This is a genomic window from Streptomyces sp. NPDC049597 (genome assembly GCF_040675505.1).
GTDB lineage: Bacteria > Actinomycetota > Actinomycetes > Streptomycetales > Streptomycetaceae > Streptomyces.
The window spans coordinates 143,522-168,952 of the sequence record NZ_JBFAOY010000011.1 but is presented as its reverse complement, the minus strand read 5'-3'; the positions used below and the strand labels follow the sequence as shown (position 1 = coordinate 168,952).

21 protein-coding genes and 3 pseudogenes are annotated in these 25,431 nt (G+C 71.3%); 12 read left to right on the top strand and 12 right to left on the bottom strand.

What is annotated here, in order from left to right:
- The first annotated feature begins 446 nt into the window (after positions 1-446).
- Entirely contained in the window at positions 447-1,673 is a 1,227-nt protein-coding gene (locus tag AB0K02_RS15515; protein WP_365992929.1) for a PQQ-binding-like beta-propeller repeat protein, read from the top strand.
- 21 nt (positions 1,674-1,694) lie between these two features.
- Positions 1,695-2,996 (top strand): alpha/beta fold hydrolase, encoded by a 1,302-nt coding sequence (locus AB0K02_RS15510; protein WP_365992983.1) that lies wholly within the window; start codon positions 1,695-1,697, stop codon positions 2,994-2,996.
- 25 nt (positions 2,997-3,021) lie between these two features.
- Here the strand turns inward: AB0K02_RS15510 and AB0K02_RS15505 are convergent, their stop codons facing one another.
- Positions 3,022-3,753: a hypothetical protein gene (locus AB0K02_RS15505; protein ID WP_365992928.1), complete on the bottom strand. Its 732-nt coding sequence runs from the start codon at positions 3,751-3,753 to the stop codon at positions 3,022-3,024.
- 405 nt (positions 3,754-4,158) lie between these two features.
- On the opposite strand from AB0K02_RS15505, the gene AB0K02_RS15500 reads away from it, so the two are divergent.
- Both AB0K02_RS15500 and AB0K02_RS15495 read left to right on the top strand, forming a co-directional pair.
- The gene (locus AB0K02_RS15500) at positions 4,159-5,397 is read left to right on the top strand and encodes a SpoIIE family protein phosphatase (protein ID WP_365992927.1); all 1,239 of its coding nucleotides are present in this window, start codon (positions 4,159-4,161) and stop codon (positions 5,395-5,397) included.
- A gap of 129 nt (positions 5,398-5,526) precedes the next feature.
- A pseudogene (locus tag AB0K02_RS15495) lies at positions 5,527-5,732 on the top strand (sigma factor-like helix-turn-helix DNA-binding protein); the annotation flags it as partial.
- A gap of 122 nt (positions 5,733-5,854) precedes the next feature.
- Here AB0K02_RS15495 and AB0K02_RS15490 read toward each other — a convergent pair.
- Positions 5,855-7,363 carry an alpha/beta fold hydrolase gene (locus tag AB0K02_RS15490; protein ID WP_365992926.1) on the bottom strand — a complete coding sequence of 503 codons (1,509 nt, stop codon included), beginning with the start codon at positions 7,361-7,363 and terminating at the stop codon, positions 5,855-5,857.
- Positions 7,364-7,487: 124 nt separating this feature from the next.
- Here AB0K02_RS15490 and AB0K02_RS15485 point away from each other — a divergent pair, with 124 nt between their 5' ends.
- From AB0K02_RS15485 to AB0K02_RS15470, 4 genes are all read left to right on the top strand, one after another.
- Complete coding sequence (locus tag AB0K02_RS15485) at positions 7,488-8,393, top strand: MerR family transcriptional regulator (RefSeq protein WP_365992982.1); 906 nt, start codon at positions 7,488-7,490, stop codon at positions 8,391-8,393.
- Positions 8,394-8,697: 304 nt separating this feature from the next.
- A complete protein-coding gene (locus AB0K02_RS15480) occupies positions 8,698-9,375 on the top strand; it encodes a macro domain-containing protein (RefSeq protein ID WP_365992925.1) in 678 nt (225 codons plus the stop codon).
- 85 nt (positions 9,376-9,460) lie between these two features.
- Positions 9,461-11,083, top strand: a complete 1,623-nt coding sequence (locus AB0K02_RS15475; RefSeq protein ID WP_365992924.1) for an ADP-ribosyltransferase domain-containing protein — start codon at positions 9,461-9,463, stop codon at positions 11,081-11,083.
- Between the two features lie 391 nt (positions 11,084-11,474).
- Complete coding sequence (locus AB0K02_RS15470; RefSeq protein ID WP_365992923.1) at positions 11,475-12,053, top strand: M23 family metallopeptidase; 579 nt, start codon at positions 11,475-11,477, stop codon at positions 12,051-12,053.
- Positions 12,054-12,429: 376 nt separating this feature from the next.
- Here AB0K02_RS15470 and AB0K02_RS15465 read toward each other — a convergent pair whose 3' ends face one another.
- Positions 12,430-15,324 carry a BTAD domain-containing putative transcriptional regulator gene (locus AB0K02_RS15465; protein WP_365992922.1) on the bottom strand — a complete coding sequence of 965 codons (2,895 nt, stop codon included), beginning with the start codon at positions 15,322-15,324 and terminating at the stop codon, positions 12,430-12,432.
- 274 nt (positions 15,325-15,598) lie between these two features.
- Between AB0K02_RS15465 and AB0K02_RS15460 the strand changes: the two genes are divergently transcribed.
- Positions 15,599-15,985 carry an STAS domain-containing protein gene (locus tag AB0K02_RS15460; protein WP_365992921.1) on the top strand — a complete coding sequence of 129 codons (387 nt, stop codon included), beginning with the start codon at positions 15,599-15,601 and terminating at the stop codon, positions 15,983-15,985.
- A 92-nt stretch (positions 15,986-16,077) separates the two neighbouring features.
- Here the strand turns inward: AB0K02_RS15460 and AB0K02_RS15455 are convergent, their stop codons facing one another.
- The 7 genes and pseudogenes from AB0K02_RS15455 to AB0K02_RS15425 form a co-directional block, all read right to left on the bottom strand.
- On the bottom strand, positions 16,078-16,464 hold the full coding sequence (locus AB0K02_RS15455) for a hypothetical protein (protein WP_365992920.1): 387 nt from the start codon (positions 16,462-16,464) through the stop codon (positions 16,078-16,080).
- Between the two features lie 347 nt (positions 16,465-16,811).
- Positions 16,812-17,882 (bottom strand): hypothetical protein, encoded by a 1,071-nt coding sequence (locus AB0K02_RS15450; RefSeq protein ID WP_365992919.1) that lies wholly within the window; start codon positions 17,880-17,882, stop codon positions 16,812-16,814.
- A gap of 430 nt (positions 17,883-18,312) precedes the next feature.
- A pseudogene (locus AB0K02_RS15445) lies at positions 18,313-18,723 on the bottom strand (phenylalanine--tRNA ligase beta subunit-related protein); the annotation flags it as partial.
- Positions 18,724-18,762: 39 nt separating this feature from the next.
- A complete protein-coding gene (locus AB0K02_RS15440) occupies positions 18,763-19,410 on the bottom strand; it encodes an FMN-binding negative transcriptional regulator (protein ID WP_365992918.1) in 648 nt (215 codons plus the stop codon).
- Between the two features lie 40 nt (positions 19,411-19,450).
- Positions 19,451-20,287: a DMT family transporter gene (locus AB0K02_RS15435; RefSeq protein ID WP_365992917.1), complete on the bottom strand. Its 837-nt coding sequence runs from the start codon at positions 20,285-20,287 to the stop codon at positions 19,451-19,453.
- 257 nt (positions 20,288-20,544) lie between these two features.
- Positions 20,545-21,189 (bottom strand): CBS domain-containing protein, encoded by a 645-nt coding sequence (locus AB0K02_RS15430; RefSeq protein WP_365992916.1) that lies wholly within the window; start codon positions 21,187-21,189, stop codon positions 20,545-20,547.
- Positions 21,190-21,362: 173 nt separating this feature from the next.
- The gene (locus AB0K02_RS15425) at positions 21,363-21,488 is read right to left on the bottom strand and encodes an SHOCT domain-containing protein (RefSeq protein WP_365992915.1); all 126 of its coding nucleotides are present in this window, start codon (positions 21,486-21,488) and stop codon (positions 21,363-21,365) included.
- Between AB0K02_RS15425 and AB0K02_RS15420 the strand changes: the two are divergent.
- A pseudogene (locus AB0K02_RS15420) lies at positions 21,476-21,750 on the top strand (ATP-binding cassette domain-containing protein); the annotation flags it as partial. The gene AB0K02_RS15425 and the pseudogene AB0K02_RS15420 overlap by 13 nt on opposite strands.
- Positions 21,751-21,961: 211 nt before the next feature.
- Here AB0K02_RS15420 and AB0K02_RS15415 read toward each other — a convergent pair.
- Together AB0K02_RS15415 and AB0K02_RS15410 are read right to left on the bottom strand one after the other, a co-directional pair.
- The gene (locus tag AB0K02_RS15415) at positions 21,962-22,453 is read right to left on the bottom strand and encodes an aspartate carbamoyltransferase (protein WP_365992914.1); all 492 of its coding nucleotides are present in this window, start codon (positions 22,451-22,453) and stop codon (positions 21,962-21,964) included.
- Between the two features lie 28 nt (positions 22,454-22,481).
- The gene (locus tag AB0K02_RS15410; protein ID WP_365992913.1) at positions 22,482-22,925 is read right to left on the bottom strand and encodes a MarR family transcriptional regulator; all 444 of its coding nucleotides are present in this window, start codon (positions 22,923-22,925) and stop codon (positions 22,482-22,484) included.
- 286 nt (positions 22,926-23,211) lie between these two features.
- Between AB0K02_RS15410 and AB0K02_RS15405 the strand changes: the two genes are divergently transcribed.
- Both AB0K02_RS15405 and AB0K02_RS15400 read left to right on the top strand, forming a co-directional pair.
- Positions 23,212-24,411 (top strand): FAD-dependent oxidoreductase, encoded by a 1,200-nt coding sequence (locus AB0K02_RS15405; RefSeq protein ID WP_365992912.1) that lies wholly within the window; start codon positions 23,212-23,214, stop codon positions 24,409-24,411.
- An 18-nt stretch (positions 24,412-24,429) separates the two neighbouring features.
- A complete protein-coding gene (locus tag AB0K02_RS15400; RefSeq protein ID WP_365992911.1) occupies positions 24,430-25,386 on the top strand; it encodes a sigma-70 family RNA polymerase sigma factor in 957 nt (318 codons plus the stop codon).
- Positions 25,387-25,431: the final 45 nt, after the last annotated feature.

The following is a 25,431-nucleotide window of genomic DNA, read 5'->3' as shown; positions in this document are numbered from 1 at the left end:
GTAGTCACAGCTGCCAGGACACAGCCGGATGGGCGGCAAGACCGCACATGAGGTACGACCGCATGTGACGCGGGACCGCCCGTCACCCAACGGGCGACATCCTAAGGCCTGTCCTGTATCGGAGCGTGAGCTGCGGCGTTGCCGACGGTACTTCGTGAGGTGGGTCCAGGCTGTCGCCGGGTTCACACCGGTGGACGGTGCGGCTCGATGCCCTGCGGCAGCAACGCCGCGTGCTGGGCCCACCGGACGCTCGCCAGAACCCCACGTCCCGCGACGCGTGAACGTCCACCACCACGAGAACGGGTCGCCTTGACGGAGTATCAGGATCTTCACGGCTCTGTCCCGACAGCGTTCCGTCCGGCGTCCGGCCGAGGCCCCGTGGTTAGCCTGACCGCGCTCCATACGTCCAAGGAGTCTCCGAACGGCAAGAGGAAGTGGGAAAAGACGTGGACAGTCGTGACGGGCACGCGATGTCGCGAAGGCAGATGTTCAGGATGGCCGGGACAGGGCTGGCTCTGGCCGTCCTCGGAGCCGGGGCCGTGGGATGCGGTCCCGAGGAGGCCGACGTGTCGGGCGGGGGCCCGACACCGGGCGGGGACAGGAACGGTGACAGCTTCACCACCCCGCCGCCGGGCACCGCCCCCGAGCCTCTGTGGCAGGCGGATGCCGTGGACAACGGTGTGACCGGTCCCGACGCGATGGCGGTGATCGGGGACCTGGTCCTGGTCGCGGGCGACCCGCTGGTGGCACGCGAGATCACCACCGGCAAGGAGAGGTGGTCTCGGGCCGGCGTCACCACACCCAACGCCAGGCTCATCGTCGGCGGCGGGACGCTCTACCTCGGCAGCGCCGAGTACGACGGCGACGTGGTGGGGCTGGATCCGGTCACGGGCAAGGAGACCTGGCGCAGTCGCCTGGGCAAGGAGTACGACCAGCCGCGTCCGATCGCGGCCGACGACCGGCATGTCTACGTCGTCGCCGGCATCCTGGAGAAGGACTTCACGACGCCCAACAACGTGATCGCTGCCATCGACACCACCTCCGGAAAGATCGCCTGGCGTGAGCGGCGCGACGCGGGGACCGAGGAGTACGGCATCACCGCATCGGTCATCGGTGGGCGGATCGCCTACACGGACTACCGGGAGAACGTGACCGTCCGCGACACGGCGACAGGCCGACAGCTGTGGACGAAGAAGATCAGCGAGTCCAACGACCGCCATTTCGCCGTGCACGAGGACCTGTTGATCCTGGCGGACGGCCGGCGGCTGCGAGCGCTCGAACTGGCCGGGGGCAAGGAACGCTGGTCGCTCCCCACGGAGGAGTTCAGCTCGTTCAAGGACCCGTTCGTCCTGGACGGAGTGCTGTACGCGTCCGACAGCGTACGCGGCATGTGGGCGGTGGACCCCGGCGCGGGCAAGCAGATCTGGCACAACGAGGATCTGCTCGAGTCGGCGACGTCGGCTTGGCAGTTCGCCAAGGTGGGCGACACCGTCTACGGCGCGACGGAGTTCGACGAGGACGGCGGCGTGCACGCCTTCGACGCGACGAGCGGGAGGCTTCGCTGGACCTACAACGACAAGACGGGCGACAGCGAGAAGTGGTACGTGGTGGCGGCGGGCAACCGGCTGGCCGTGAGGCACGGGAAGCGGATCTACGCGTTGCCCGCCGTATGATCCGGCGGACGAAGGCACGCGATACGGCCGGTTGCCCGGAACAGGCGCCGCGCTGTCGCTCCGTCCGCCCTCCTGGCCCGGTCAGGGACTTGGTCGAGTTCTCCGACGGGTCGGGAGCGCCCCGGATGGTCGCGTACACGGCACGCGAGCTGCCGCCGGGCGACGTGCCTCTCGACCGCCGACACCGCACGCGACCTGGACCTGCTGCGCCGTGCGGTGGGCGAGGACCGGCTGCGCTACTGGGGCATCTCCTACGGCACGCTGCTCGGCGCGACGTACGCGAACATGTTCCCCGGCCGGGCCGGGCGGCTCGTGCTCGACGGAAACGTCGACCCGCAGGTGTGGGTGAACCACGGCGCAGAAAGTGAGCCCGCGACGAACACCTTCCTGCGCCTCGGTTCGCACCTGGGTTCCGTCGACACACTCGGCCAGTTCCTCGCTCACTGCGGACGCGCGCCGGTGTCCCGCTGCGCCTTCTCCGCCGGAAGCCCGGGGGCCACCCAGGCCAAGTACGAGGCACTGCTGAAGCGCCTCGCCGAGCGGCCGGTGGGCAGCTGGACGTACGCGCGAGTGGTGAGTGAGGTCCGCGGCGAGCTCTACACCGTGCACCCGGGCTGGACCGGGCTGGCCGAGGTTCTGCAGACCCTTTGGCAGGGCAGGGCGCCCCAGGAACCACCGGCCGGGCCCGCCGGCTACCCCGGGTTCGAGCAGTCGCTCGCGGTCCTGTGCGCCGAGAGCCCCAAGCCCGCCCTGCCCAGCCGGTACACGGCGCTGGAGTGGCAGGCAGTGGAGCAGACCGGGGCCTTCGGGCGCTGGTGGGTCTGGGCCAACGAGCCGTGCACCGCGTGGCCGGCCCGCGCGGCCGACCCCTGCACCGGCCCGTGGAACCGCCCCACCGCCCACCCCGTCCTGGTGGTCAATCCGGCCTACGACCCCTCCACCCCCTACCGCGCGGGGCGGGCGATGGCCGCAGAGCTCGCCGCCGCCCGGCTGTTGACGCTCGACGGCTACGGGCACACCGCGTTGGACAACCCGAGCACCTGCGTGAAACGGCACGTCGTCCGGTACTTCCTCACCGGGGCCCTGCCACCGCAGGAAGCGCGGTGCGCACAGGACACCCCGCCCTTCGCCGCCCCCGCAGAGCAGGGGAAGTCCCCCGCCGGCACCGCGGCCCCGGGTCGGAGCACGAACGCGGCGGAGGCGGGGGCGCCGTCCGCGACCGCGGCTGCGAAGGGCGCGGTGCGGTTCCCGGTGTGGCCGCTGCGCTCGGCGGACCTGTTCCCTGCATGGCCCACCGGGGCGACGCCCTCACGCCTGGACTGAGCCCGGAAAATACGCGTGTTCTGGTTCAGCCGGGGTGGCCGCGCTCGCGTACTCCGGTGACGAGCACTCCGCCGGCGAAGACAAGGACGAGGACGAAGGTGGCGATGCCGAGGACGTCCTGGAGCCCGCTGGCAAGGCCGCTGTAGCCTACGTCGATTCCGAAGGTCACCGAGCACGCGCCGGCCACGAGGGCCGTCCAGCCCAGCCAGCCAGGAATCCGGCGACCCACGAGAATCGCCGCCCCGAACAGCGCGAGACTCAGCCCGAGCAGGATGCGGAAGTAGCTCTGCAGTCCCCATTCCAGCCAGCGCACGGTCTCGGCATGGGCAAAGCGGATCGTCTTCTCCGCGCCGGAGGCGCCGGCCCATGAGTCGACGGCCTGCTTCAGGCCTACGCCGTCCAGCCCCTGCAGGACAGCCCAGACGGCGGCGGTCGCCACAGCCGCCGCGGCCGCGAGCTGCGCCACCAGGGCTGACCTCTCGGTACCGCGCAGGACGCGGTAAAGCACGAGCAGACCGCTCAGCGTCACCAGGACGGCGATGAACTGGCCCAGATGAACGGCGACCCAGCTGCCGCTTTCCGCGTACTCGCTGAAGATCGCGGGATGGTCGTCTTCCTCTCCCGAAGGATGAAGACCTGCGGTCAGGACGACATTGAGAAGGAAGCCGCCCAGCATGAGCGCGCCGGCAAGCGTCAGCGTGCGGTGCCGGGAGCCGGCTGTGTCCGCCCCCTCACCAACCGGAATGTCCGGACCCATGAGCAGAACCAGTCCTCTCGCTCCCACCGACCGACGTACCTGAGCATCACCGGCACGCAGGCGCTGTCCCGGACCATGCGGCACCCCTCACCCGAACGAGGTCCGATCGCGGCCGATTGCGTGGATGGCGACCGGGCGTACGCGTGGAGATCCTCGCCGTACGCCGAGCAGCCGTGGACGTACCCGGTCGTGCCGGCCGAAGCTCGCCGTGCCGACGCTCCGCGGACGCCGCTTCACCACCCGCGCGAGGCCTGACCGCGCTCCTCGCAGGCGCCGACAAGGAGGCCCATCCCTGTCCTGAACAGGGGTTCCACCACCCCTAGGCGGCTCTGACACGCTGTAGCGACCGGCAACGCGCATAGTGGAAGCAGGGAGGGTGCCACCCACAGGAACGGGAGAGGACCTGTGACCACACCGCCGATCGGCTATCAGGCGCTGTTCGCTGCCACCCCCAGTCCGTATCTGGTGCTGGGCCCCGATCTGGTGATCCTCGACGTCAACGCGGCGTACTGCCACGCGACCGGCCGTTCCCGGGAAGACCTGGTCGGGCAGTACATCTTCGACGCGTTCCCCGACAACCCCGCGGACCCCCATGCCGACGGGGTGCGGAACCTGAGTGCCTCCCTGCATCGGGTTCTGCGTTCGGGGGAGCCGGACACGATGGCGGTACAGAAGTACGACATCCCCGTGCCCGGATCGGGGGCGTTCGAGGAACGGTGGTGGTCACCGATCAACACTCCCGTGCTCGGACCGGACGGGCAGGTGGCATGGATCATCCACCGGGTGGAGGACGTGACCGCGTTCGTGCTGTCCCACACCGCCCACGGGAAGCCGGGGCAGGCGCTCAGCGAGTGGCAGGCCATGGAAGCCGAACTGTACGGGCGAGCCCAGGAGCTCCAGCGACTGAACGATCAGTTGCGCCAGGCTCATGACAGGGAACGGAAGGTCGCCGTCACCCTCCAGGAGGCCATGCTGCAGTCCCCGGATCTGGCCCGGCACCCGGACATCGCGGTGCGCTATCTGCCCGCGGCCAAAGGGCTCAACGTGTGCGGGGACTGGTACGACGTGGTGGACCTGCCCGACGACGCCTTCTCGGTCGCGGTGGGTGATGTGGTCGGCCACGGTCTGGAGGCCGCCGCCGCGATGGGCATGCTCCGCAGCGCGCTGTCCGCCGCCGTCCGTGCCCTGCACGACCCGGCCAGGGCCATGGAGGTCCTGGGCCTGTATGCCCGAGCGGTGGACGGGGCACTGGCCACCACGGCGGTCGAAGCCGTCATCGACACCCGCCGCCGCCACATCACCTACAGCAGCGCCGGCCACCCCCCACCGGTCCTGACCCGCCCGGACGGCACCGTCGTCCTGCTCGACCAGGCCACCGACCCCCCGCTGGGCGCCCGGCCCCAGCATGTCCCACGCCCCAGAGCCGCCGTGCCCTACACCCCTGGCGACACCCTCGTGCTCTACACCGACGGCCTCATCGAACGCCGCGGCGAGGACATCGACGCCGGCCAGCGCCGGCTCGCCGACATCCTCGCGGGCAACCCTCGCATGTCCCCAGAGCGCCTGGCCGACACGCTGTTGTCCCGGTTCGGGGTCAGCGGTGGCGGGGACGACGACATCGCGTTGATCGTCGTCCGTCTTTAGCGCCCGCATGCGCCTGTTCGTCTATGTGAACGATATGTCGGCAACGACGGTCCGGCCACGTAGGGCCACATCGGTGGTCCCCCGTCGCCGCTCCCCGAGGCCGCCGGCAGCCACCCTGCACCCTGCGCGCCCTCCGCGGAGAACTCGGTCCTGCGGCGGCTGGAGGCCGAGCGGGTCGCCGTCGCGGTCAGCAGTCTTCCCCGTGACCAGCGGCAGTGCTGATCATGAGGGACCTCCAGGGGTACCCGGACCCGTTCGTCGTCCGGTCGCTCGGTCTGAGCAACGCGCCCATGAAATCGAGGCTCCACCAGGCCCGGGTTGCCCTGAGGCAGGCCCATCCAGGTCAAACTGCCCGCAGGCGCCGAGCTGACCGCGCGCGTCGCACTGAACTCGCCCCGGGACGACGAGGCGACGGACGGGTACGACCTCGGGGCGCCGCCGTCCCACCGCGCCCGTCTCAGCTCCGCAGGTGTCCCAGCACGGACCGCACGGCGCGGGTCACCGCATCGCGTGCCGGGTCGGTGTGGTCGATCGTCTCGAACCCGTGGTGGCCGCCCGGTACGTCGACGATCTCGACAGCCGCCTCGCAGTCCTCGGCGGCGGCCAGGAACTCCCCGACCGTCACCGCGATCTCCGGCATCTCCAGCTCCACCCGGGTCAGGACGATCGGCAGGCGCCCCGCCTTCCGCACCGCGGTCGCCGGCCGGAAGCGCGTATCGGCCAGTCCCCAGCTCGGCAGGGGAGCGAGGACGGGATAGGTCGCTGCCACGCACCGCAGCCACCGCGGAGGCGATGCGAGCCAGTCGGCCGAGAGCGGTCCGCCGCCGGAGAAGAACCAGAGCGCGACCCGTTCGCCGTCGACGCGTGGATCCGCTCGTACGAGATCGACGGCCGCGGTGACGTCCTCGGCGGCCCGCTCGTAGTCGCCGAAGCCGTGCAGCCGGTGGTCCAGTGTCACGCCCACCGCTCCCAGGCTCGCCACGTACTGGGCGTAGCCGACGAAGCCGGGCCAGTCACGCGGTGTGGGCCGCATCTCGGCCGGGACCGGGCCGCCGTGGACGAACACCACCGCGGGCCGCGGACCCTCGGCGTCCGGCAGATGGAGGTCGAGCCGGCCCACCCGCTCGCGGTGCTGCTCGGGTATGTCCAGCAGGAAGGGCCGCAGGTGCGGGGGCTGTTCGCCGGACGCTTCGGCCTTCAGCCGGTGCCCTTCGCCCGCGGCGGCCTGGAGCAGCACCTCCGCCAGTTCGCCCGGGGCGGACAGCATCGGCCAGTGCCCGGTGGCGAGTTCGAAGAACGTCACCCGCGGGTCGGTGAGCGCCTTCAAGTGAGGGTCACCCAGTCCCACCATGGCCTGGACGACGGCGATGCTCGACCCGTTCGCCGTGCACAGAATGCCCGTCGACGGCAGCCCGGACGCCGCTGCGGACAGTTCCAGCGGCTGGGTGAGCGTGGCCCGCGGCTGGGGTGCGGCACGGTCCGAAAGCAGGGTCAGCGCGTCTTCTGGGACACCGGCGGTACTGCCCCAGCGCTGCCAACCGTCGGCCGCCGGCGGCTGGATCCGCCACTCGTCGTCGGAATCGGCCGGCCCGGCCAGGCGCTCGCGCACCGCCTGGTCGCTCACCAACCGGGCGGCCGGTTCGCCGTTCTGGGGGATGCCCACGTCCAGATGGACGACCCGGGCGATCCGCGCCGGACGCCGGCCGGCGGCACCGAGCACCGGGTGGATGCCGTAGTCGTGGCCGACGATCACCACCTGGGGCGCGGCCACCTCGTCGATCAGGCGCACCACGTCGTCGACATGCGTCTCCAGGTCCGTGTCGGGGCCCGCCAGGTGCCGGCGGTCGCCCATACCCGTGAGGGTGACCGGATGGACCTCCGCCCCGGACTCCCGTAACCGTGCGGCCACTTCCTGCCAGACCCAGTCGCCGGTGAAGGTGCCCGACACCAGGACGAATGCCGTCATGAACGTCTCCTCGCATACCTCGCTCCGCACGACCTGCCCCATCGGCCGGCCGCCGTCGCCGGTACGGTAGGAGCTCCCCCTGAGGGAGGTTCAAGCCTTGTACGACGACGCGCCCCGCGACGGCATGTGGAGCATCGGAGAACTCGCCGAGCGTGCCGGTGTCACCGTCAAGACCGTCCGCTTCTACTCCGACCGCGGCCTGTTGCCGGAGGCAACCCGCAGCAGCGGTGGGCACCGCAGGTACGGCCCCGAGGCGGTCGACCGGCTCCGGCTGATCCGCTCGCTGCGCACCCTCGACCTGCCCGTCCCGGACGTCGGCCGGATCCTGGACCGGGAGGATGCGCTGGAGGACGTCGTGGCACGGCAGTTGAGCGAGGTCGGCTCGCAACTGGCCGCGCTGCGTTGGCGGGAGGCCGCCCTCCAACTGCTGCGCGACTGCACTCCTGGGGAACGCGCTGAGCGGCTGCGCCTGATCGGGGCGGTGTCCGTCCCGCCGAGCACCGCGCCGATGGCACGCTTCTGGCGGCGCTGGCTGCTGCCCGCGCGGCTTCCGGCCCGGCTGGTCTCCGCGATCGTCGATGAGGCGGTCCCGCAGCCGCCCGACGACCCCGCCCCCGAACAGGTGCTGGCCTTCGCCCGGCTGCACGCCCTCACCTCAGCGGACTGCTCGGGAGCCGGCCCCTGCCAGCCCGCGGCGCACCGGCCGGAGACGGGCTTGCGCGCGGCCGTGCTCTACGACGGTCTCGTCGAGGCGTACGCGCTGGCGTCGGCGCAGCTGCTGGCGCAGCGGCCACCGCACCAGGGCGAAGCACTCGACTGCTTCGTCTCCGCTTACGCACACGCGTGCGGCGCCCGCGACACTCCCGAGTTCCGGCACGGGCTCGCCGGCCGGCTTGCGGCGGACCCCCGTATCGACGGCTACTGGCGGCTGGCCGCCGAGCTCCGAGGCCCGTCGCGGCCCACCGCGGGCGCCGCCCACGACTGGCTCTGTGCCGCTCTCGACTCCCGGACGGCCCGCCCGGCGGCCTGACCCCGCCCCGGCACGCCGGGGCCATGGGGCCGCCCCCGACGGCGTACTCGAGGATCACAACGCCGGAGCCCGGCCGGTCGGACTCCACACGCAGGGCGCTCGCGCCGCTGATGTGAGCGCTGAGGGAGCTCTTGCCCACCCCGAGAGGCTGTGAGCTGTCGCCGGCGCCGCTGGGCAGGGAAGGCGGTGGATGGCTGCGCAGCCGTGACGGACCGTCATAGCCCGTCTTCCGCAGCGCCATTGTCAGTGGTGGCCGATAGCGTCGGAGGTGTTGGAAGGGCCGTTTTTTCGACAGGAGTGGACGATGACCCAGAACCGTGTGGAGCCCGCACTCAGGGTGGTGCTGACCGACGTCAACGAGCGCGTGGTGGAGGCATGGCGGGCGGCGTTCGCCGACACCCCCGGGATCGAGATCCGCCGGGGCTCGATCCTGAACGAGGACGTCGACGCCTGGGTGACTCCGACCAACTCCCGGGGCCGGATGGACGGCGGGGCCGACGCCGTCATCAAGCGGCATCTCGGAGCGGGCATCCAGCTGCGCGTGCAGCGGGCGATCCGTGACCGGTTCGCCGGAAGCCTGCCGGTGGGCAGCGCGGTCTGCGTCCCGTCCGGGGCGACCGTCCCGCGGTACCTGATATCGACGCCGACCATGGTGGAGTCCTCGCAGAACGTGAGTGCCACGCTGAACGTGGCCATGGCGTGCGCCGCCGCGTTCCAGGCCGTCCACCGGCAGAACCGTCAGGTGCCGGGCAGCATCCGCTCGGTGGCGCTGGTCGGGATGGGCGCGCAGACCGGCCGGGTTCCGGCCCGGGTCTGCGCCAATCTGATGTGGACCGGCTACACGCTCTTCCACGACCACTGGTTCGAGGACGACGACGAGCTGCGTACCACGATCACCGCGCAGCTCGACGGCATCGAGAACGCGCCGGTCGCGAAGCGGGTGCGCATCGTGCCGCCGAAAGGGCATTCCTTTCGCCCCTGACCATCTCCCCTCAGCCGGCCACCCCGCCGGTGAGCCCGCAGGCCACCTCCATCCCTCAGGTACGACGACCGGGAGCCCTTCCCCCATGAGCGATGCTGCCTCCACCACCCAGGCCGAGCCCGACGCGAACGACCCGCTGGGCCTCAGCGAACTCTTCAAGGGCGGCGGTGAACCCTGGCTTCCGCTCCTGAAGCCCGTCATCGAGGCGCAGCCGGACGCCGCCGACCTCATCGGCCAGGGCCGCAGCCCGGAGGTCGTCCCGGTCCGGGAGCTGACCTTCCAGGCGCTCAAGCCCCACCCGCCGCACAAGTGGAAGGTCGTCGTCTTCGGTCAGAACCCGTACCCGCGGCCGGAGAGCGCCACCGGCATAGCCATGTTCGACAACACCTTCAACGACTGGAAGGACAGCCAGTTCGGCAGGGTCGTCAGCATCCGCTGCATCATCAAGGCGGCGGCGATGTGGAAGCACGGCATCGTCAAGAAGACGCCCATCGCCGACGTCCGCGCCCTCCTGAAGGAGCAGGACACGGTCCAGCCGCCGGAGTGGTTCCAGGCGATGCTCACGCAGGGCGTGCTGCTGCTGAACGCCTCGCTCACCGCCAGCGGCGACGGCGCGATGGGGGCCGACCGGCACACCGCGTTCTGGCGGCCCGTCGCCGAACGGATCGTCGAGGAGATCCTCAAAGCCAAGCAGGACGCCGACGAGGAGGACCGCGGTGTCGTCTTCGCCTGGTGGGGGGCCCACGCCCGGAACCTGAAGAAGGTCGTCCTTCGGCTCCAGGAGCGGTACCCGGACGTCGAGGTCCGGCACATCGACCACGCCAACCCGGCGGCACAGGGCGACATCTTCTGCGAGGGTGACCACTTCGCCACGGTCAACTCCGCTCTCGCTTCGCTGGGCGCCGAGGAGATCGACTGGCTGCCGAGCAAGGGGTGGAACGAGAAGGCTGCCGACACCCAGGGTGCGGACGGCGACGTCGCGGCGCGCATGGGTGCCTTCATCGGGTCGACCATGGAACTGCACCAGCTGTACCTGGAGCGGCTCACCAGCGTCAAGGACGAGGGGCTCGTCCTCCCGGCGATCACCGGTGTGTTCGACACCCCGCTGATGGACTTCCAGGACGCCGCCGCCCCGGTCGCCGAGGTGCTGTCCGGCCTCGGAAGGCACATCGACCGGTCCCGCGAGTTCGGCAAGCGGCGCGCCGACGAGACGGCCGGCGGCCTGTCCGCCGACGCGATCGCCGCGCTCTACCTCTACACCTGCGAGTCCGCGTTCTACCGTGAGATCAACGCCGTCCTCCGCTCCCCGGACCGGACCAAGGTCGTGCCCTACCTCCCGTACCTGCGCCTGCTGTTCTCGGCGGTCTCGGGGCTGCCCGCCCACACCCGGCCGCTGTGGCGCGGTGTGTCGCTGGACCTGCGGGCGCAGTACCCGGTCGGGCGGACGGTGACTTGGTGGGGCGTGTCCTCGTGCACCTCCGAGCTGAGCGTGGCCCGGTCCTTCCTGGGCAGCCGCGGCAAGCGGACGCTCTTCGAGGTGACCCCCGCGCGGGCGGTGGGGATCCGGAGCTTCTCCGCCTTCACGGGGGAGGAGGAGTACATCCTCGCGCCGGGCACCCAGCTCGAGGTGACGGACGTGAAGACGGAGCGCGGCGGCCTGTGCACGGTGAAGCTGACCGAAGTGGAGGCCGCGCCCCTCGTCTCCTGACCGCCGGCCGGTTCCGGGCCCCGCGGCCCTGGCCGTTTGAGCCAGGGTCGCGGCCGGACTTCGGCACCCGAACCAGGCAGGCTGCCGCTTCGCGAAGACCGGCAGGGCCGGGAGGCCGAAGAACTCGCCGGGGCCGGGTAGCGGTTGACCCGTGCTGGGCAACCGAGGTGCCGTGCCCAGTGATCACCAGCCGGGGGATGGTCGCACCTCTCCCGCAGTGCCCGCGGGCGCGTGTGCCGATGTCTCCTTCTCCTCCTCGGCGGCGACGTCGAGGAGCGGGGCCGCCCGGAGCGGGGCGTCCGCGGTTTGTATCCGCTCTGTATGCCCTCCGTCTTGAATCGCTCGGTCACCGAGGGACCCACCGAGGACATCCGAGGACAAGGGGAGGACCATGCAGAGACGTTCACGCCGCCTTCTGGCCGCCATAGGTGTGGCCGTGGCCTTCGCCGTCACCGCTCCGGTCGCCGTCGCGGCGCCGCTGGACAGTACGTCGGACGCCGCGCAGATCGCGAGCCGTCCCCACTTCAAGATGCCGTTCCGCTGCGGTCAGGAGTGGCGCGGCAGCAACTGGCAGGGACACAGCCCGGCGCACTCGATCGACTGGAACCACTACGACGCGAACGGCACCCCGGACGACTTCGGGCGCCGGGTGCTCGCCAGCGCGGGGGGCGAGGTCGTCGCCTCGTACTACGCCACCGAAACCGGCTACGGCAACACGATCGTGATCGCGCACGGCAACGGCTGGCGCACTCGCTACGCACACCTGAAGACCCGCACCGTCGAGCGCGGCGCCCATGTCAGCCAGGGCCAGCTCATCGGTGAGGTCGGCGCCTCGTCCGCGATCTACGACCTGTCCCCGCATCTGCACTACGAGCAGATCCACGACGGCTCGGTCGTGGTCGCGGTCGTCCAGGGCCTGTCGTACCCCGACTACACCGTGCGGTACCAGACCAGCACCAACGGGTGCTGACGGGGGATCCGCGACTTCCGTGACCGTGGACGCCGACGGCGAGGGCCATGTCGTCGTACAGCCGGCCGGGGCCCAGGCGTCGTCCTTCGGCGCCGAGGAAGCCGCTGACGCCCTCGGCAGGGCCGATTCACCCCCGACCCGGCGCCCGCCCAGCCACCACCGCCCCGCGGACGACCGCCGATGCACGAGCCGACCGCGACCGCGGCGGTCGAGGTACCGGATGCCGCACGGCCGCGGCTTCGACACCTGTTGACGGCGGCCCTGGCCGCGCTGCGGCCCTGCCTCTGCGGTCGCGGCGTCGGCGGCACGGCCGGGGCGGATACGACGGACTCCACGTACCCGCCCTGGCCGGCGCCTGCGTTCGCGCGGTGGCGGTTCAGCGCGGTGACCGCAGCCGGGCGCCCACGAGTTCGGCCTGGTCGCCGGCGCCGAGGCGGCGCCACGTGGACAGCGAGCGGTGGAAGTAGCGCAGTGCGGTCTGCTCCCGGCCGGTCGCCCGGTGCAGCTCGCCGAGCAGGCAGGCGACGCGCGCCTCGGCGGGGCGGTCACCGAGCCGATGCTGCACCGCGAGCGCGTCGACCAGTGGCGCCGAGGCCCGTTGGGCCATGCCCTGCCGCAGGAACAGCTCCCCGAGCGCCTGCCGTACGAAGGCGGCGCAGTGCCTGTCGGCCAGGTCGTCGAAGATGCCGAGGGCCTGCTCCAACTCGTCCTGCGCGCAGTGCGGTTCGCCTCGCTGCTCGTGCAGTACGGCGATCCTGCGCCGCACCTGTGCCTCCCGGTGCCGGTCGCCCACCTCGCGGGCCAGCTGAAGCGCACTGTCCAGCCAGGGCGTCGCCGCCTGGGGGTCCTGCCGCTGGAGCCACACGGAGGCGATGGCGTTGCAGGCGACCGCCTCGCCGTGCCGGTCACCGGCCTTGCCGAAGTGCTGCAGAGCGTCGGCGAACACCTCCAGGGCGGCGTCGGACTCACCGGTCATCCGGTACGCCGACCCCGCACCGAGCCCGGCGACCGCCTCGCCGGACAGATGCCCGAGCGAGGCGAAGATCCCGCGCGCCCGGTCGAAGCAGGCCAGCGCGTCGGCGTAGCGGTCCTGGTAGAGGTGGAGTTGGCCGAGGTTGCGCAGCAGCGCCGCGGCGCGCGCGTCGGACGGGTCGGGCATCGCATCGAGCACCAGCTGATGCGTGCGAAGCCAGTCGTCGTAGGAGAAGCGCATGTCGAAGAAGCCGGCCAGTTCGATCGCCAGGTCGGCGGCGCGGGCGACGGATCCGAGCCGCAGCGCCGACTCCACCGCGGCGACCAGCGTGCGGCGTTCCGTCTCGAACCACTCCACCGGCCGGGCCCGCACCAGGGGCGCAAGGGCAGCGGCAGGTCCGGCCGGGCGGACCGGCTCGCCGAGGACACCGAGGAAACGCGTCGGCATCGCCGCGTTCGCGAACCGGGCCAGCGCGATCAAGGCGTCGACCATCCGAAGTCGGCTCGCGCGGCGCACGCCGGGGTCGTCCGCCTCGGACAGCTCCTGGGCATAACAGCGGAGCAGGTCGTGCATGCGGTACCGCTGAAGGCCCAGGGCGTCGGTGCCCACCACCTCGACCAGGTGCTCGTCGAGCAGCGTCTCCAGTTCCTCGGCAGCGCCGTCGGATAGGCCCGCCGCCACCGCGACCAGCCAGCCCGCCACGGGCTCGTCGGGAAGACGGCCGAACGCCCGGAAGGCGGTCGCCGCCGACACGGGCAGATGCCGGTGGCTGAGTTCGGCGCTTGCCCGCACCTCCATCTCCCCGGCCTGGAGCTGGTCGAGGCGTCCGCGTTCGTCCTCCAGGAAGTCGGCGAGGGTGCCCACGGTCCAGCCGGGCCGGTTCGCCAGGCGGGAGCCGGCGATCCGTACGGCCAGCGGCAGTGAACCGCAGCCGGCCAGGACCCGCTCGGCGTCCGCCCCCTGCCCGCGCAGCCGGTCCACCCCGACGATCGCACCGAACAGTGCGCGGGCCTCTTCGTGCTTCATCAGGCCGATGGGGCAGTGGTACGCGGGCAGGCCCGGCATCCGGCGACGTGAGCTGACCAGCACGGCCGAGCCGCCGGTGCCGGGCAGCAGCGGACGCACCTGGGCGGCAGCCGCGGCGTCGTCCAGCACGACCAGGAACCGCCGCTGCGCCAGGCGCGAGCGGAACAGCGCGGCCCGCTCGCTCAGTTCGACCGGGACGGCACTGTCCAGGACGCCGAGGCCGCGCAGCATCTCCGCCAGGACGTCACCGGTCCCACGCGGCTGATCGCTCAGCCCGCCCAGGTCCACGAAGAGCTGCCCGTCGGGGAACGCCTCACGTACTCGGTGCGCCACATGGACCGCGAGCGTGGACTTGCCCGAGCCCGGTGGGCCCGAGAGCACCGCCACGACCGGCTGCCGCCGGGCACCTGCCAGCAGCCCCTCCAGTACCGCGATCTCCTCGGTGCGGCCGGTGAAGTCGGGGATGTCCATGGGGAGTTGGTGCACCGGCGCGGGCGCCGTCGCCCGGCTCCGGCCGGCATACCCGTACCCGCCCAGCTCTTCACCCAGGGCACGCAGCGGTGCGCTCGGCTCGATGCCGAGCTCGGCGGCGAGGACCTGCTCGGCCTCGGTGTACGCGGCCCTGGCCTCGGTGGTGCGGCCCGAGCCGTGCAGTGCGCGCACCAGCATCTGCCACAGGTCCTCGCGCAGGGGGTTCTCGGCCAGCCGTGCCCTCAGCTCGGCGACCAGCGGCGCGAAGTCCCCGAGACGCAGCCGCACTTCGAGGCATTCGCCGACCGCGACCGAGCGCAGCTCCTCGAGGCGGGTGACGACAGGGTCCCACACCACGCTGGACGGCACGTCCTGGAGCACGCTGCCGCGCCACAGGCCGAGGGCCGACTCGTAAGCACGCAACGCCGCCGTGTCCCTGCCCCGGTCCCGCTCCTCGCGGGCCCGGTCCAGATGCCTCTCGAAGAGCAGCGTGTCCACGTCGTCGGGGCCGACGTCCAGCGCATAGCCCGAGGACCGCGTGGACAGCCGGCAGGTGTCAACATCCGTAGCTGACAAGGCACTTCGCAGCGTACGCACGTACGTACGGATATTGGCGACCGCGGACCGGGGGGCGCCGCCGGGCCACAGCACCTCGGTCAGGAGATCGAGCGAGACGAAGCCACCCGGCTGAAGGAGAAGAGCGGCGAGGACGGCCCGTGGCTTGGGGCCGCCGACGCGTACGCTCACACCCCGCGCCCGCACCTGCAGCGCCCCCAGCACTCCGAACGTCGGCTCCCCCATGCGCGCCTCCGCGGCAGTTCGTGACGGGGCAGCAGCGTACTGGCGCGTAATGAATCCGAACAGGGATCCGTGTCCGGCGATGGGCGGGGAACAGCGGAAGAAGGCGATCTGTGCCGGATGAGCGGGCCGCTCCAGTTCCAGGCCTTGTCGGCTGCTTGAGCGCGGTCGGCTGAACAACCCGTATGGTGCGGCGGGGCGGCGGGCTGATTGTCGGTGAGCGGATAGGCTCAGCGAGGTTCTGCAGTTCTCCTGGTGAGACGGTGGGGAGAGCGTTGTGGCAGGTGATCTCGCGATCGAGACGGCCGTTGTGGGCGGCTGTACGGTGGCCCGGGTCAGCGGCGAGCTGGACTACGTGACCGCCCCGGTCTTGTGGGAGCGGTGCTTGGAGGCGCTTGCCGGTCCCGACGGATTCGTTGTGCTGGATCTGTCGGGTGTGTCGTTCTGCGACTCAGCCGGGCTGAATGTGCTGCTCAGGGCTGGTCGGCAGGCCCGGGTGAGCGGGGCGGAGCTGGTGCTGGCGTGCGTGCCGCGGCATCTGAGCCGGACTCTGGTGATGACGGGCACCGATCAGTTCTTCCGGATCTGTGAGACCGTCGCGGAGGCCGAAGCCGACACCGGCGGCCGAGGGAACGCGGCCGGAAGTCCGCTTGAGCGTTTGTGACCCGGGGGCGTATCGCGGAGGGCCCGGCCGCGGTGGCGGTGCAGGTGCGCTGCGGTGCGGGGAGAACGTCACGAAGCCTGCAACGAAGTCCGTCACCGGACAACGGTGATCCGCGGAAGCGGCTGCTGCCATTCGCCGAGTTCCGCAACGAGAACCTGGCAGGCCAACCGCCGGGCCTGGGCCCACCCCTCGTCAGTGGACAGAGCACGCTTCGTCCATCGATCAGCGCTGTGGCCATCGCTCATCGCGCTGAGGGTCACGTCGATCTCCTGCAGGCCGACCATGACCCCGTCGGCCATTTGGCCCCCGGCCACCAGGGCTTCGGCCATGCGAAGGGCATGATCGAAGCCCAGAGCGATCTCGTCCGTCACCACGCCGTGACTGTCCAGCCAGGCCGCCTGTGCCTGTGGCTCAGCCGCCAACACGGTCAGCGACTCGATCAGCAGAGGCCGACGAAACGAAGAATCAGCGAGCTCCATTCCTCGATCGTCGCATGCCCTTCCTTCCCCAAGTGAGCAGTAGCAGCATTCGCCTGATGATGTGTCATCGGCCGAATCCGGTGCTGGAACGCCGCCGACGGCACACGGCTCCCTCTCGGCCGGCACACGAGGCAGTCGCGTGCTGGTGATCGGGTGCTTTGGCGGGTGGGGGAGCGGCGCACCGCGGGACAGTCTCGCTTCAGCGTGCGCCCACCGCTCGGGTGATCTCCCTCCAGGCCGTGCATGTTGCGTGAACGCAGCGGGTCAGGTATAGGCACACGCTCAATCTCGCGCGTGATGGGCGCGAATGACCCGCGTGGTCGCACTCCGTTGCTCCTTTTACGAGTTCACATTGTTCGCAGGAAGGTTCTCTCATGAGTCGAAGGTCGCTGCCGAAGCATGTGGTGAAGCGGGCCGCTGTGGTCTCGGCGGGCGCGCTCGTCGCCGTTCTCAACATCGTCCCGGCCTCGGCCGCCGTTGCCGACGCGATCCACCGGGCCGACACCGGGCACACCACGGGTCTGCCGGGCCCGAACGGCTCTGTGAGTGCCGACCGCGACAGGGCCATGGATCACGACAACGGGCGCGGACCGCAGGGCAGGCGGGGGCCCCAGGGCCCGCAGGGCCACCAGGGAACTCAGGGCCACCAAGGAAGTCAGGGTGTCCAGGGCACCCAGGGAACTCAGGGCCACCAGGGAACCCAGGGCCACCAGGGCAGTCAGGGCACCCAGGGAACCCAGGGCACCCAAGGAACCCAGGGCACCCAGGGAACCCAGGGCACCCAAGGAACCCAGGGCACCCAAGGAACCCAGGGCGTCCAGGGCACTCAAGGAAATCAAGGAACACAAGGAACCCAGGGGGTCCAGGGCGCTGGTGAACAGGGGCCCCAGGGCGAGCAGGGCACCCAGGGGGAGCAGGGTGTCGGCGAGCAGGGTGCCCAGGGATTGCAGGGCACGCAGGGATTCCAAGGCCCCCAGGGATTCCAGGGTGAGCAAGGCGCCCAGGGTGCCGGCGATCCCGGTCCGCAAGGCGAGCAAGGCGCCACCGGCGCCCAGGGCCCCCAGGGTGTCGGTGCCCAGGGCCCGCAGGGCGAGCAAGGCGCCCAGGGTGCCGAGGGCTTGCAGGGTAGTGAGGGCCCTCAAGGCCTCCAGGGAGCCCAGGGGTCCCAGGGGCCCCAGGGCGACCAGGGATTCCAAGGCACTCAGGGCGGGCAGGGAGTCCAGGGCGAGCAAGGCGCCACGGGCCCCCAGGGTGTCGGTGCCCAGGGCCCGCAAGGCGAGCAAGGTCCCCAGGGCGTCGTCGGTTTGCAGGGTGCCGAGGGCCCCCAGGGCTCGCAGGGTGACCAGGGCGTTCAGGGCTTCCAGGGTCCGCAGGGATCGCAGGGTGACCAGGGCGATCAGGGATTCCAGGGCTCCCAAGGCGCGCTGGGCCCCCAGGGCTTCCAGGGCCTCGAGGGCGACCAGGGCGACCAGGGCCCCCAGGGGCCGCGCGGCTCGCAGGGCTTCCAGGGCGCGCCGGGCCCCCAGGGCTCCCAGGGCGAGCAGGGCGTTGGCAGCGGCCCCACCGTGGAAGCTCTTGGTGTGACGGTCGCTCCTGGCGCGACATCGACTGCCACCTGTCCAGCCGGAACCACGGTTGTTGGTGGAGGCTACGCTTTCACGGGCGACGATCCAGCGGATGACGTTGTGTTCAGCGATGCAACGCCGACGCTCAACGGGTGGCAGGTCCAGAGCAAGAGCACTTCGGTCAACTCGCTTACTGCGCGTGCCTATTGCCGCACCTGAGCGAAAGCGTCCCCTCTCTCCCCGTAAAGCTGGGAATGCCTGGCTGGGAGCGTCGTTGACGGCCCGAGCCATCCGCGTAGCGGATGTCGACGTCGCCGGTGACGTGGTCGAGGTCGAAGGCGCCGGCAGGCAGGCCGTGGCGGACGGAGACGGCGTTGTAGGAGTCGACAGCCGGGCTGATGCGCGGCAGGGTGCCCTTCTTGGCGAGTCGGCGGCTGAGCGCGTCGACGCTGGGGCGGATGCGGCGGGGGTTGGTGCCGAAGGAACGGTAGGCGGTGTGCCACGCCTCGATGCGGGGGTCGGCCTCGTCGGCGGGCTGCCAGGTGCCGTCGGCGAGCTGCCGCTCCAGGTCGTCCACGGCGGCGGCGGTGTCGGGCCACGGCTCGTTGCCGCGTAGGCCGGTGGCGGTGACCAGGGCGATGAGGGTGTCGGGGAAGGCCTCCGCGACGGCGGGGACGAGGCGGAAGACGGTCATGTGCTGGGTTCCGTTCTGCGCGGGCGTCCGGGGTGAGGTTCAGGGTTTCCAGGTGCCGACGCGGTCCAGGCGTCGGCGCTGTTGCAGTGCGCTGGGGACGTCGAGGCCCTGGCCGCGTTCGGTGAGGTGGTCGGCGACGGTGGTGCGGTGCTCGACGGGTTTGTTGTCGTCGTACTTGAACTTGGCCCGTACCTCGGTGACTTCGAGGCGCAGGCCGCGGATGCCGGAGAGCATCCGGCCGTACGGGGGCTGGTCGACCGCGACGGGCGCGTGGTCGCCGTCGGGCTGGAAGTGGGCGAGCTGATGGCGCAGCAGTTCGGCCTTGGCCTCGGGGTCGTCGACGATGTGGGCGCGGCAGGTGAACTGGACGGCCGTGTAGTAGCTGGTGGGGACGCCGTCGGTGGGCGTGGTGCCGGGCTTGGCGCGCCAGGTGCCGGGAATGAAGGCGTAGTCGCCGAAGACGGCAAAGGTGACGTCCGGGTCGTTCTCGATCGCCGTCCAGACCGGGTTGGGGCGGGCGAGGTGGATCAGGAGGTGGCCGGTGTCGCTGGTGAAGTGGGTGGGAACGGTGGCGGGCGCCTGGCCGGGCAGGCCGTTGACGCTCAGGAGGCCGAAGTCGTGGCCGTCGGCGATCCAGGCCTGCCATTCGGCTTCGTCCAGGCCGGCGTCCCAGGGCTGGATGAACATGCGGGGCTCCTTGCGGGGGCGGTGGTGCGGCGGAAGGGGGTCAGGTGAGGGCGAGGAGGCTGACGGCGACGGCGGCGGTGCCGAGGCCGACGAGCTGTCCGCGGTGGATGCGTTCGGCGAGCACACTGCGGGCGAGCAGGACGGTGCCGGCCGGATAGAGAGCGGTGATCACGGCGACGACGGCGAGGTCCCCGCTGCGGGCGGCGAGCAGGAACAGCAGGTTCGCCACGGCGTCCAGTACACCCGCCGTGGCCGAGATCGCGTACGCGGGCCGCTCGGGACCGAGCCTGCGGTACGTCAGCCCGGCAGCGGCCAGGGTGACCGCCGAGCAGACGGCGCGGCCCACGATCAGTGGGGCCACGCCGCTGTCGGACGGCGCCTGGTGCAGGAAGATCAGCTGAAGGGCGATGGCGGCGCCCGCGCCGAAGGCCAACAGCAGCGCGGTGCGCGAGGGACGGGCCGTTCCGGCGCCGTGTCCGGCGCTCACCAGGACGACCGCCATCAGCGCGAGCGGCAGCCCCACCACCCCGACCGTACCCAGGCGCTCGCCCTGCAGCAGACCCATGCCGACCGGCAGCACGGCGGAGACCAGCGCGGTGACGGGCGAGAGCACGTTCATCGGGCCGATCGCCAGCGTGCGGTAGAGCAGGGCGAACGCGGCGGCCGACGCGACCCCGGATGCCGCGCCCCAGAGGAGAGCGCCGCTGCTGAACGAGGCGCCGAGAAACGGCCACAACAGCAACTCGACGGCGAGCGAGGCCGGGGCGGCGACCATCACGGTACGCAGCACGTGCGCTTTGCGGGCGCCGAGGCCGCCGAGGAAGTCGGCGCACCCGTAGGCGAGGGAGCTGCCCAGGGCCAACAGCAGAGCGATCACAATCGTATATCCCTTACCCCTTGCAGTGGAACGACTGAATCGTACAATAGATCGACCGCAGTCTTCAATCAAACGACCGGACGGTGTAATGGAATCGCCCGCCGGCGGCGATCCGCGTCCTCAGAGGAAGGGCTCTCCGCAGGCCGCGTCCGCGCTCGCGCCTCGCCCGCGTCTGTCCTCTGCCCGCGCGGCCGCATCGAGAAGGCCGGAGGGCTCGCCCTCCGGCCTTGCCGTGCATGCCTCGCCATGTCCCGGCATCACGGTGCGTTCTCAGACCCCGCGATGGCGTGTGCCTGCAGATCGAGCCGTACGTCGACGACTCCCTCCACGGCTTGGGCAGCCCGCATCAGCAGCGGCACCAGACGCCGGTCCGTAAGCAGTCCACCGACGGTGACCACGCCATCCGCCACCACCACCTGGAGCTCCGACGCGGCGGGCATGGCGCCGAGTACGCCGTCGCGGATCTCGGCAGCGATGTCCTCGTCCGGCCGGAGGAAGACCTTCAGCAGATCCCCCCGGCTGACCACGCCTTCCAGCAGTCCGGCGCTGTTCACTACGGGCAGCCGCTTCACACCGCGCCTCGCCATGATCCTTGCCGCCTCTGCGATGGTCGCGTCCGCGTGCACGGTGATCGCCGGGCTGGACATGAGCTGATCCGCGTAGAGCCCACTGGCCTTGAGACTGTCCTGAAGCGGCGGTTCGGCGTCCCGGTACACCTCCTTGGGCAACAGGTCCGCCTCCGACACCACCCCCACGACGCGCCCGTCGCCTTCCAGCACGGGCAGTGCACTGACCTTCCATCTAGCCAAGAGCTCGACTATTTCCCTGTACGACGCACGACGCCCCACGGCGATCGGCGTGCGCGTCATGACGTCGCTGACTGTGTGCGGTGACCTGGGCATGTGAACGTCCTCCTCTCCATGGTCCCGCTCCGCAGAGCAGTCACCCGACAGGTGCGCCGGGACGAGACGTCACCGATTCCGCTGCGTCCGCCGGTGCGGCCGCGCCTCTTGTGGCCCATCCGGCGATCTGCCTCCTTCACCGCAGGGGACGCCCGCACCGGGGCGCCGGCGGCTCAGGGATGAGTGCGAGGGTCGGCGCGCAGCTCATCCAAGCGGCGCCGGTACTCCTCCTCGTCGATCTCCCCACGGGCCAGCCGACGACCGAGAATCTCCTCGGGAGAGGGTGGGTCGCCGCCCACACCAGCTCTCCGGCGGCCGGCGGCAACGCGTCAACATCGCCCGCGCTCTGATGAACGACCCCACTGCCGTTCTGGTCGACGAGCCCACCAGCGCCCCGACCGCAAACGCGGTGCCGCCGTCGTCGACCTGATCGCACGCCGCGCACACCAGCAGGCCATCGCCACCGTATTGGTCACCCATGACCGCACCCACCTCGCCGTCGTCGACCAGATCGCCGAAGTCCAGGACGGACGCCTTCACCTGCCCGCCGCCGCCCGCTGAACAACCGCGAAGACCACCGACGAGCCGATGACCGGGCCGATCTGCCAGGCGGGGGGCCGAGTTGCCTGGGGAGGAACAGGGCCGGCGGGGCACGCTGACCCGAGCCGGGGAGGCCCATGACGCCGGTGCGCCGACGATCCGCGCCCAGGCGGGTAGGGGCGACTACGCGTTGGCGGTATCGGTCAACGCGCCCTGGCCCGTTCCCCCCGGCTCAGTGGCCGGACTCGGCGTGCGCGCCGTGGTCGCCCGTCTGCGCTTCGAACCAGTCGTGCAAGGCGTCGACCAGCGCCGAGTCCTGCGTGGTGTAGGTCAAGGTGGCTCCGTCGGGCCGGTCTTCGTAGCGCACCTCGACACGGTCGTACCCTTCCCGCAGTTCGGCGAGGCCGGGCATGTCGGAGCCGTGGATGCGGGCGGGATCGGCGAAGTCCCCGCGGCTGAACGCCTCGGCTTCCTTGCGCAGGTGAGTACGTATCAGATCGATCTGCTCGGCATCGCCGGGCCGGTCGGCCACGACATCCTGGGTGCCGCCCGTCGCTGCAGGGATGAAGCGGTGGGTGGTCTGCTCAAGGTCGAAGGGCATCACGGTCCTGCCCCGCTCAGCCACCACCGCCTGCCGCTCGGTCCGGTCCTTGCCCGGGTCCTGCTGCGAGCCGCCTGTCACCAGGGCCACCGCCGTCACCGCGCCGGCGATCGTCACGCCCACGCCCGCCACCACGGCCCGGCGCCTGCTGCTATTCATCCAGTGCCTCCACCATCACATCGAGGGCGTGGAGTACGCCCGCTCTCTCATGGGCCGGGATCGACGCGAGCAGCCGGGAGAACCGCTCCTGCCGCGCTTCGGCCAGGTTCCGTGCCGCCCGCCGCCCCGAAGCGGTGAGCCGCAGGACAACACCGCGTCCGTCATCCGGCGCCGGGGCGCGTTCCACCCAGCCACGGGCGGACAGCTGTCCGACCAGGCGGCTCACGGTGCTCTTCTGCAGCCGCAGCCGACGGGTGAGTTCGACCTGCCGCAGCTCGCCTTCCTGGGCCAGCTCGCCCAGTGCGTGCGCCTCGGAGACCGGGATCGGCCGGCCGCAGGGGGTCGCTTCCGGTTGATGCAGCCCGAAGGCGCGTACGAAGTTCCCCAGTACCTCCTGGAGGGCGGCCGGGTCATGAGCCCTCTGATCCCTGGACATGGTTCGACCGTACAACCATAAGGTTCGATACCGCAACCAGTTTCGCGTCAGAGGCAGACGTCGAAGACGTCGCGGTCGGCGAGTGGTGCACGGAGCCGGCCGGAGCGGTCCCGAGGGCCACGTCACGCCGCGCACAGCGAGGGTGTTTACGGCTCCATCGGCCGAGTGCGCGACCCGGAGCGGCCTCGCGATGAGCCTGTGACCCATGTCACATGCGGTTCCTGTCAGCAATCGGGGCGCCGTTCCGCTCAATCACCGGGATCAAGCGAACCGACAGGAGCGTCACATGAAGCACCGCATCGTCGTCCTCGGCGCCGGCTATGCCGGGGCCTACGCGGCCGGGAACCTGGCCCGCCGGCTGTCCCCGGCGGACACCGAGATCACCGTGGTCAACGCTGAGCCCGACTTCGTCGAGCGGCTGCGGCTGCACCAGATCGCGGCCGGCCAGGAGATCGAGGCCCAAAAGCTCGCCGACGTCTTCGCGGGCACGGGCATACGGCTGCGCCTGGCACGTGTCACCGCCGTCGACCCCGAGCGCCACGTCGTCACCGTGGCCGACGCGGACGGCGGCGGCGAGCTCGCCTACGACACGCTCTTCTACGCGCTCGGCAGCCACGTCGCCCACCATGGCGTCCCGGGCGTGGCCGAGCACGCCTTCGACGTCGCCGGCCGGCCCTCGGCGCTGCGCCTGCGCGAGCGCCTGGACAGCCTGGAGGCGCGGGGCGGAGGCGGGAGCGTGCTGGTCGTGGGCGACGGGTTGACCGGCATCGAGACCGCCACCGAGATCGCCGAATCCCGGCCCGGCCTGTCGGTGACGCTGGTCGCCCGCGGGGAGCTGGGTGCCCGGCTGTCCGCCGGAGCCCGCAACCACCTGCGCCAGGCCTGCGACCGGCTGGACGTCACCGTCGTGGAGCACACCGTCGTCGAGGCCGTCGAAGCGACGCGCGTGCTGTGCGCCGACGGCACTGTCCTGGCGTCCGACGCGACGGTGTGGACGGCCGGGTTCGCGGTCAGTCCCATCGCCGCCGCCAGCGGCCTCGAGGTCACCGAGAACGGTCGGATCGTCGTCGATCGCACCATGCGGTCGGTCTCGCACCCGAACGTCTACGCCGTCGGCGACAGCGCCCACGCCATCGGCGACAACGGCCGGCCGCTGCCGATGTCCTGCGCTTCGGCCGGCTATACCGGCCGGCAGGCCGCGGACGCGGTCGTCGGACGCCTGACCGGCCGCAGGATCGCGAACGGCAAGCTGGTCTACCTGGGCAACCACATCAGCCTCGGGCGGCAGGACGGGATCCTGCAGATGGTCGACGACGCAGCGCAGGCAAAGCCGAAGTACGTGGGCGGCCGGAAGGCCGCGCGGATCAAGGCGGGCATCCTCACGGTCTCGCTGTGGGCCACCTCGCACCCGACCTTCGGCCTGCCCAAGCGCAAGCGCCGCCTGGCCGCCGCGCCAAACGCCTCCGCCCCCAAGGCGGTTGCGTAGCCGCCTAGGGTGATCCACGTGGACAACACCGTCACTGATCGCTTCGACACCAGTCGGTTCGAGGCCAGCCGGAACCGGCTGGCCTCGCTGGCGTACCGGCTGCTCGGCTCCGCCGCCGACGCCGAAGACGCCGTACAGGACGCGTTCCTGCACTGGCAGGCCGTCGACCGGCAGCTGATCAAGGTGCCGGAAGCATGGCTGACCAAGGTCGTCACCAACCTGTGCCTCGACCGGCTCCGCTCGGCACAAGCTCGCCGCGAACGCACCGTCGGCGCCTGGCTGCCCGAACCGCTCCTCGACGGCGACCCGATGCTCGGCCCCGCCGACACTTTCGAGCAGCGCGAATCGGTCTCCCTGGCCGTGCTGACTCTCATGGAGCGCCTGTCACCCCACGAGCGGGCCGTCTACATCCTGCGCGAGGCCTTCTCCTACACCCACGCCGAGATCGCCGACATCCTCGACATCACCGAGTTCGCAAGCCAGCAGCACCTCCACAGGGCCCGGCGCCGGATCACCGCCGCGCGCCGCCGCGACGGCGACGAAGCCGACCCTGCGTCCGCCCGCAGGATCGTCGAGGAATTCCTCGCCGCTGCCTCCTCCGGCCGCACCGAACGGCTGGTGGCGCTGCTCACCGACGACGCGACCGCGATCTCCGACGGCGCCGGCCTGGCCAAGACGCTGCTGCGGTTCGACACCCCGCAGCGCATCGCCGCCGTCGCGAGGGCCGGCTTCAAACCCACGCCCGCGAAACGGCGACTTGCCGGCGGCACGCCCGCCATGCACTACGCGCTCGTCAACGGCGCCCCCGCCATCCTCGCCGTGGTCGGCGAACAGGTCGTGGGCGCCGTGACGTTCGACATCACCAACGGCAGGATCGCAACGGTGCGCGGCATCGCCGCCCCCGCCCGCCTCACCCGCATCACCGAAGCCTGGCGGCGGCACGAGCCGGACACGCCGCCCATCGCCCAGTGGTGACCCGACGCCGACGCGGCCAGGCGCAGCACCCGCGTTGCGATGAAC

Coding starts and splice junctions, on each gene's coding strand:
- AB0K02_RS15505 (WP_365992928.1), bottom strand. CDS start 3,753: ATGGGTCCGGACATTCCGGTTGGTGAGGGGGCGGACACAGCCGGCTCC.
- AB0K02_RS15490 (WP_365992926.1), bottom strand. CDS start 7,363: ATGACGGCATTCGTCCTGGTGTCGGGCACCTTCACCGGCGACTGGGTC.
- AB0K02_RS15485 (WP_365992982.1), top strand. CDS start 7,488: ATGTGGAGCATCGGAGAACTCGCCGAGCGTGCCGGTGTCACCGTCAAG.
- AB0K02_RS15480 (WP_365992925.1), top strand. CDS start 8,698: ATGACCCAGAACCGTGTGGAGCCCGCACTCAGGGTGGTGCTGACCGAC.
- AB0K02_RS15475 (WP_365992924.1), top strand. CDS start 9,461: ATGAGCGATGCTGCCTCCACCACCCAGGCCGAGCCCGACGCGAACGAC.
- AB0K02_RS15470 (WP_365992923.1), top strand. CDS start 11,475: ATGCAGAGACGTTCACGCCGCCTTCTGGCCGCCATAGGTGTGGCCGTG.
- AB0K02_RS15465 (WP_365992922.1), bottom strand. CDS start 15,324: ATGGGGGAGCCGACGTTCGGAGTGCTGGGGGCGCTGCAGGTGCGGGCG.
- AB0K02_RS15455 (WP_365992920.1), bottom strand. CDS start 16,464: ATGGAGCTCGCTGATTCTTCGTTTCGTCGGCCTCTGCTGATCGAGTCG.
- AB0K02_RS15440 (WP_365992918.1), bottom strand. CDS start 19,410: ATGTTCATCCAGCCCTGGGACGCCGGCCTGGACGAAGCCGAATGGCAG.
- AB0K02_RS15430 (WP_365992916.1), bottom strand. CDS start 21,189: ATGCCCAGGTCACCGCACACAGTCAGCGACGTCATGACGCGCACGCCG.
- AB0K02_RS15410 (WP_365992913.1), bottom strand. CDS start 22,925: ATGTCCAGGGATCAGAGGGCTCATGACCCGGCCGCCCTCCAGGAGGTA.
- AB0K02_RS15405 (WP_365992912.1), top strand. CDS start 23,212: ATGAAGCACCGCATCGTCGTCCTCGGCGCCGGCTATGCCGGGGCCTAC.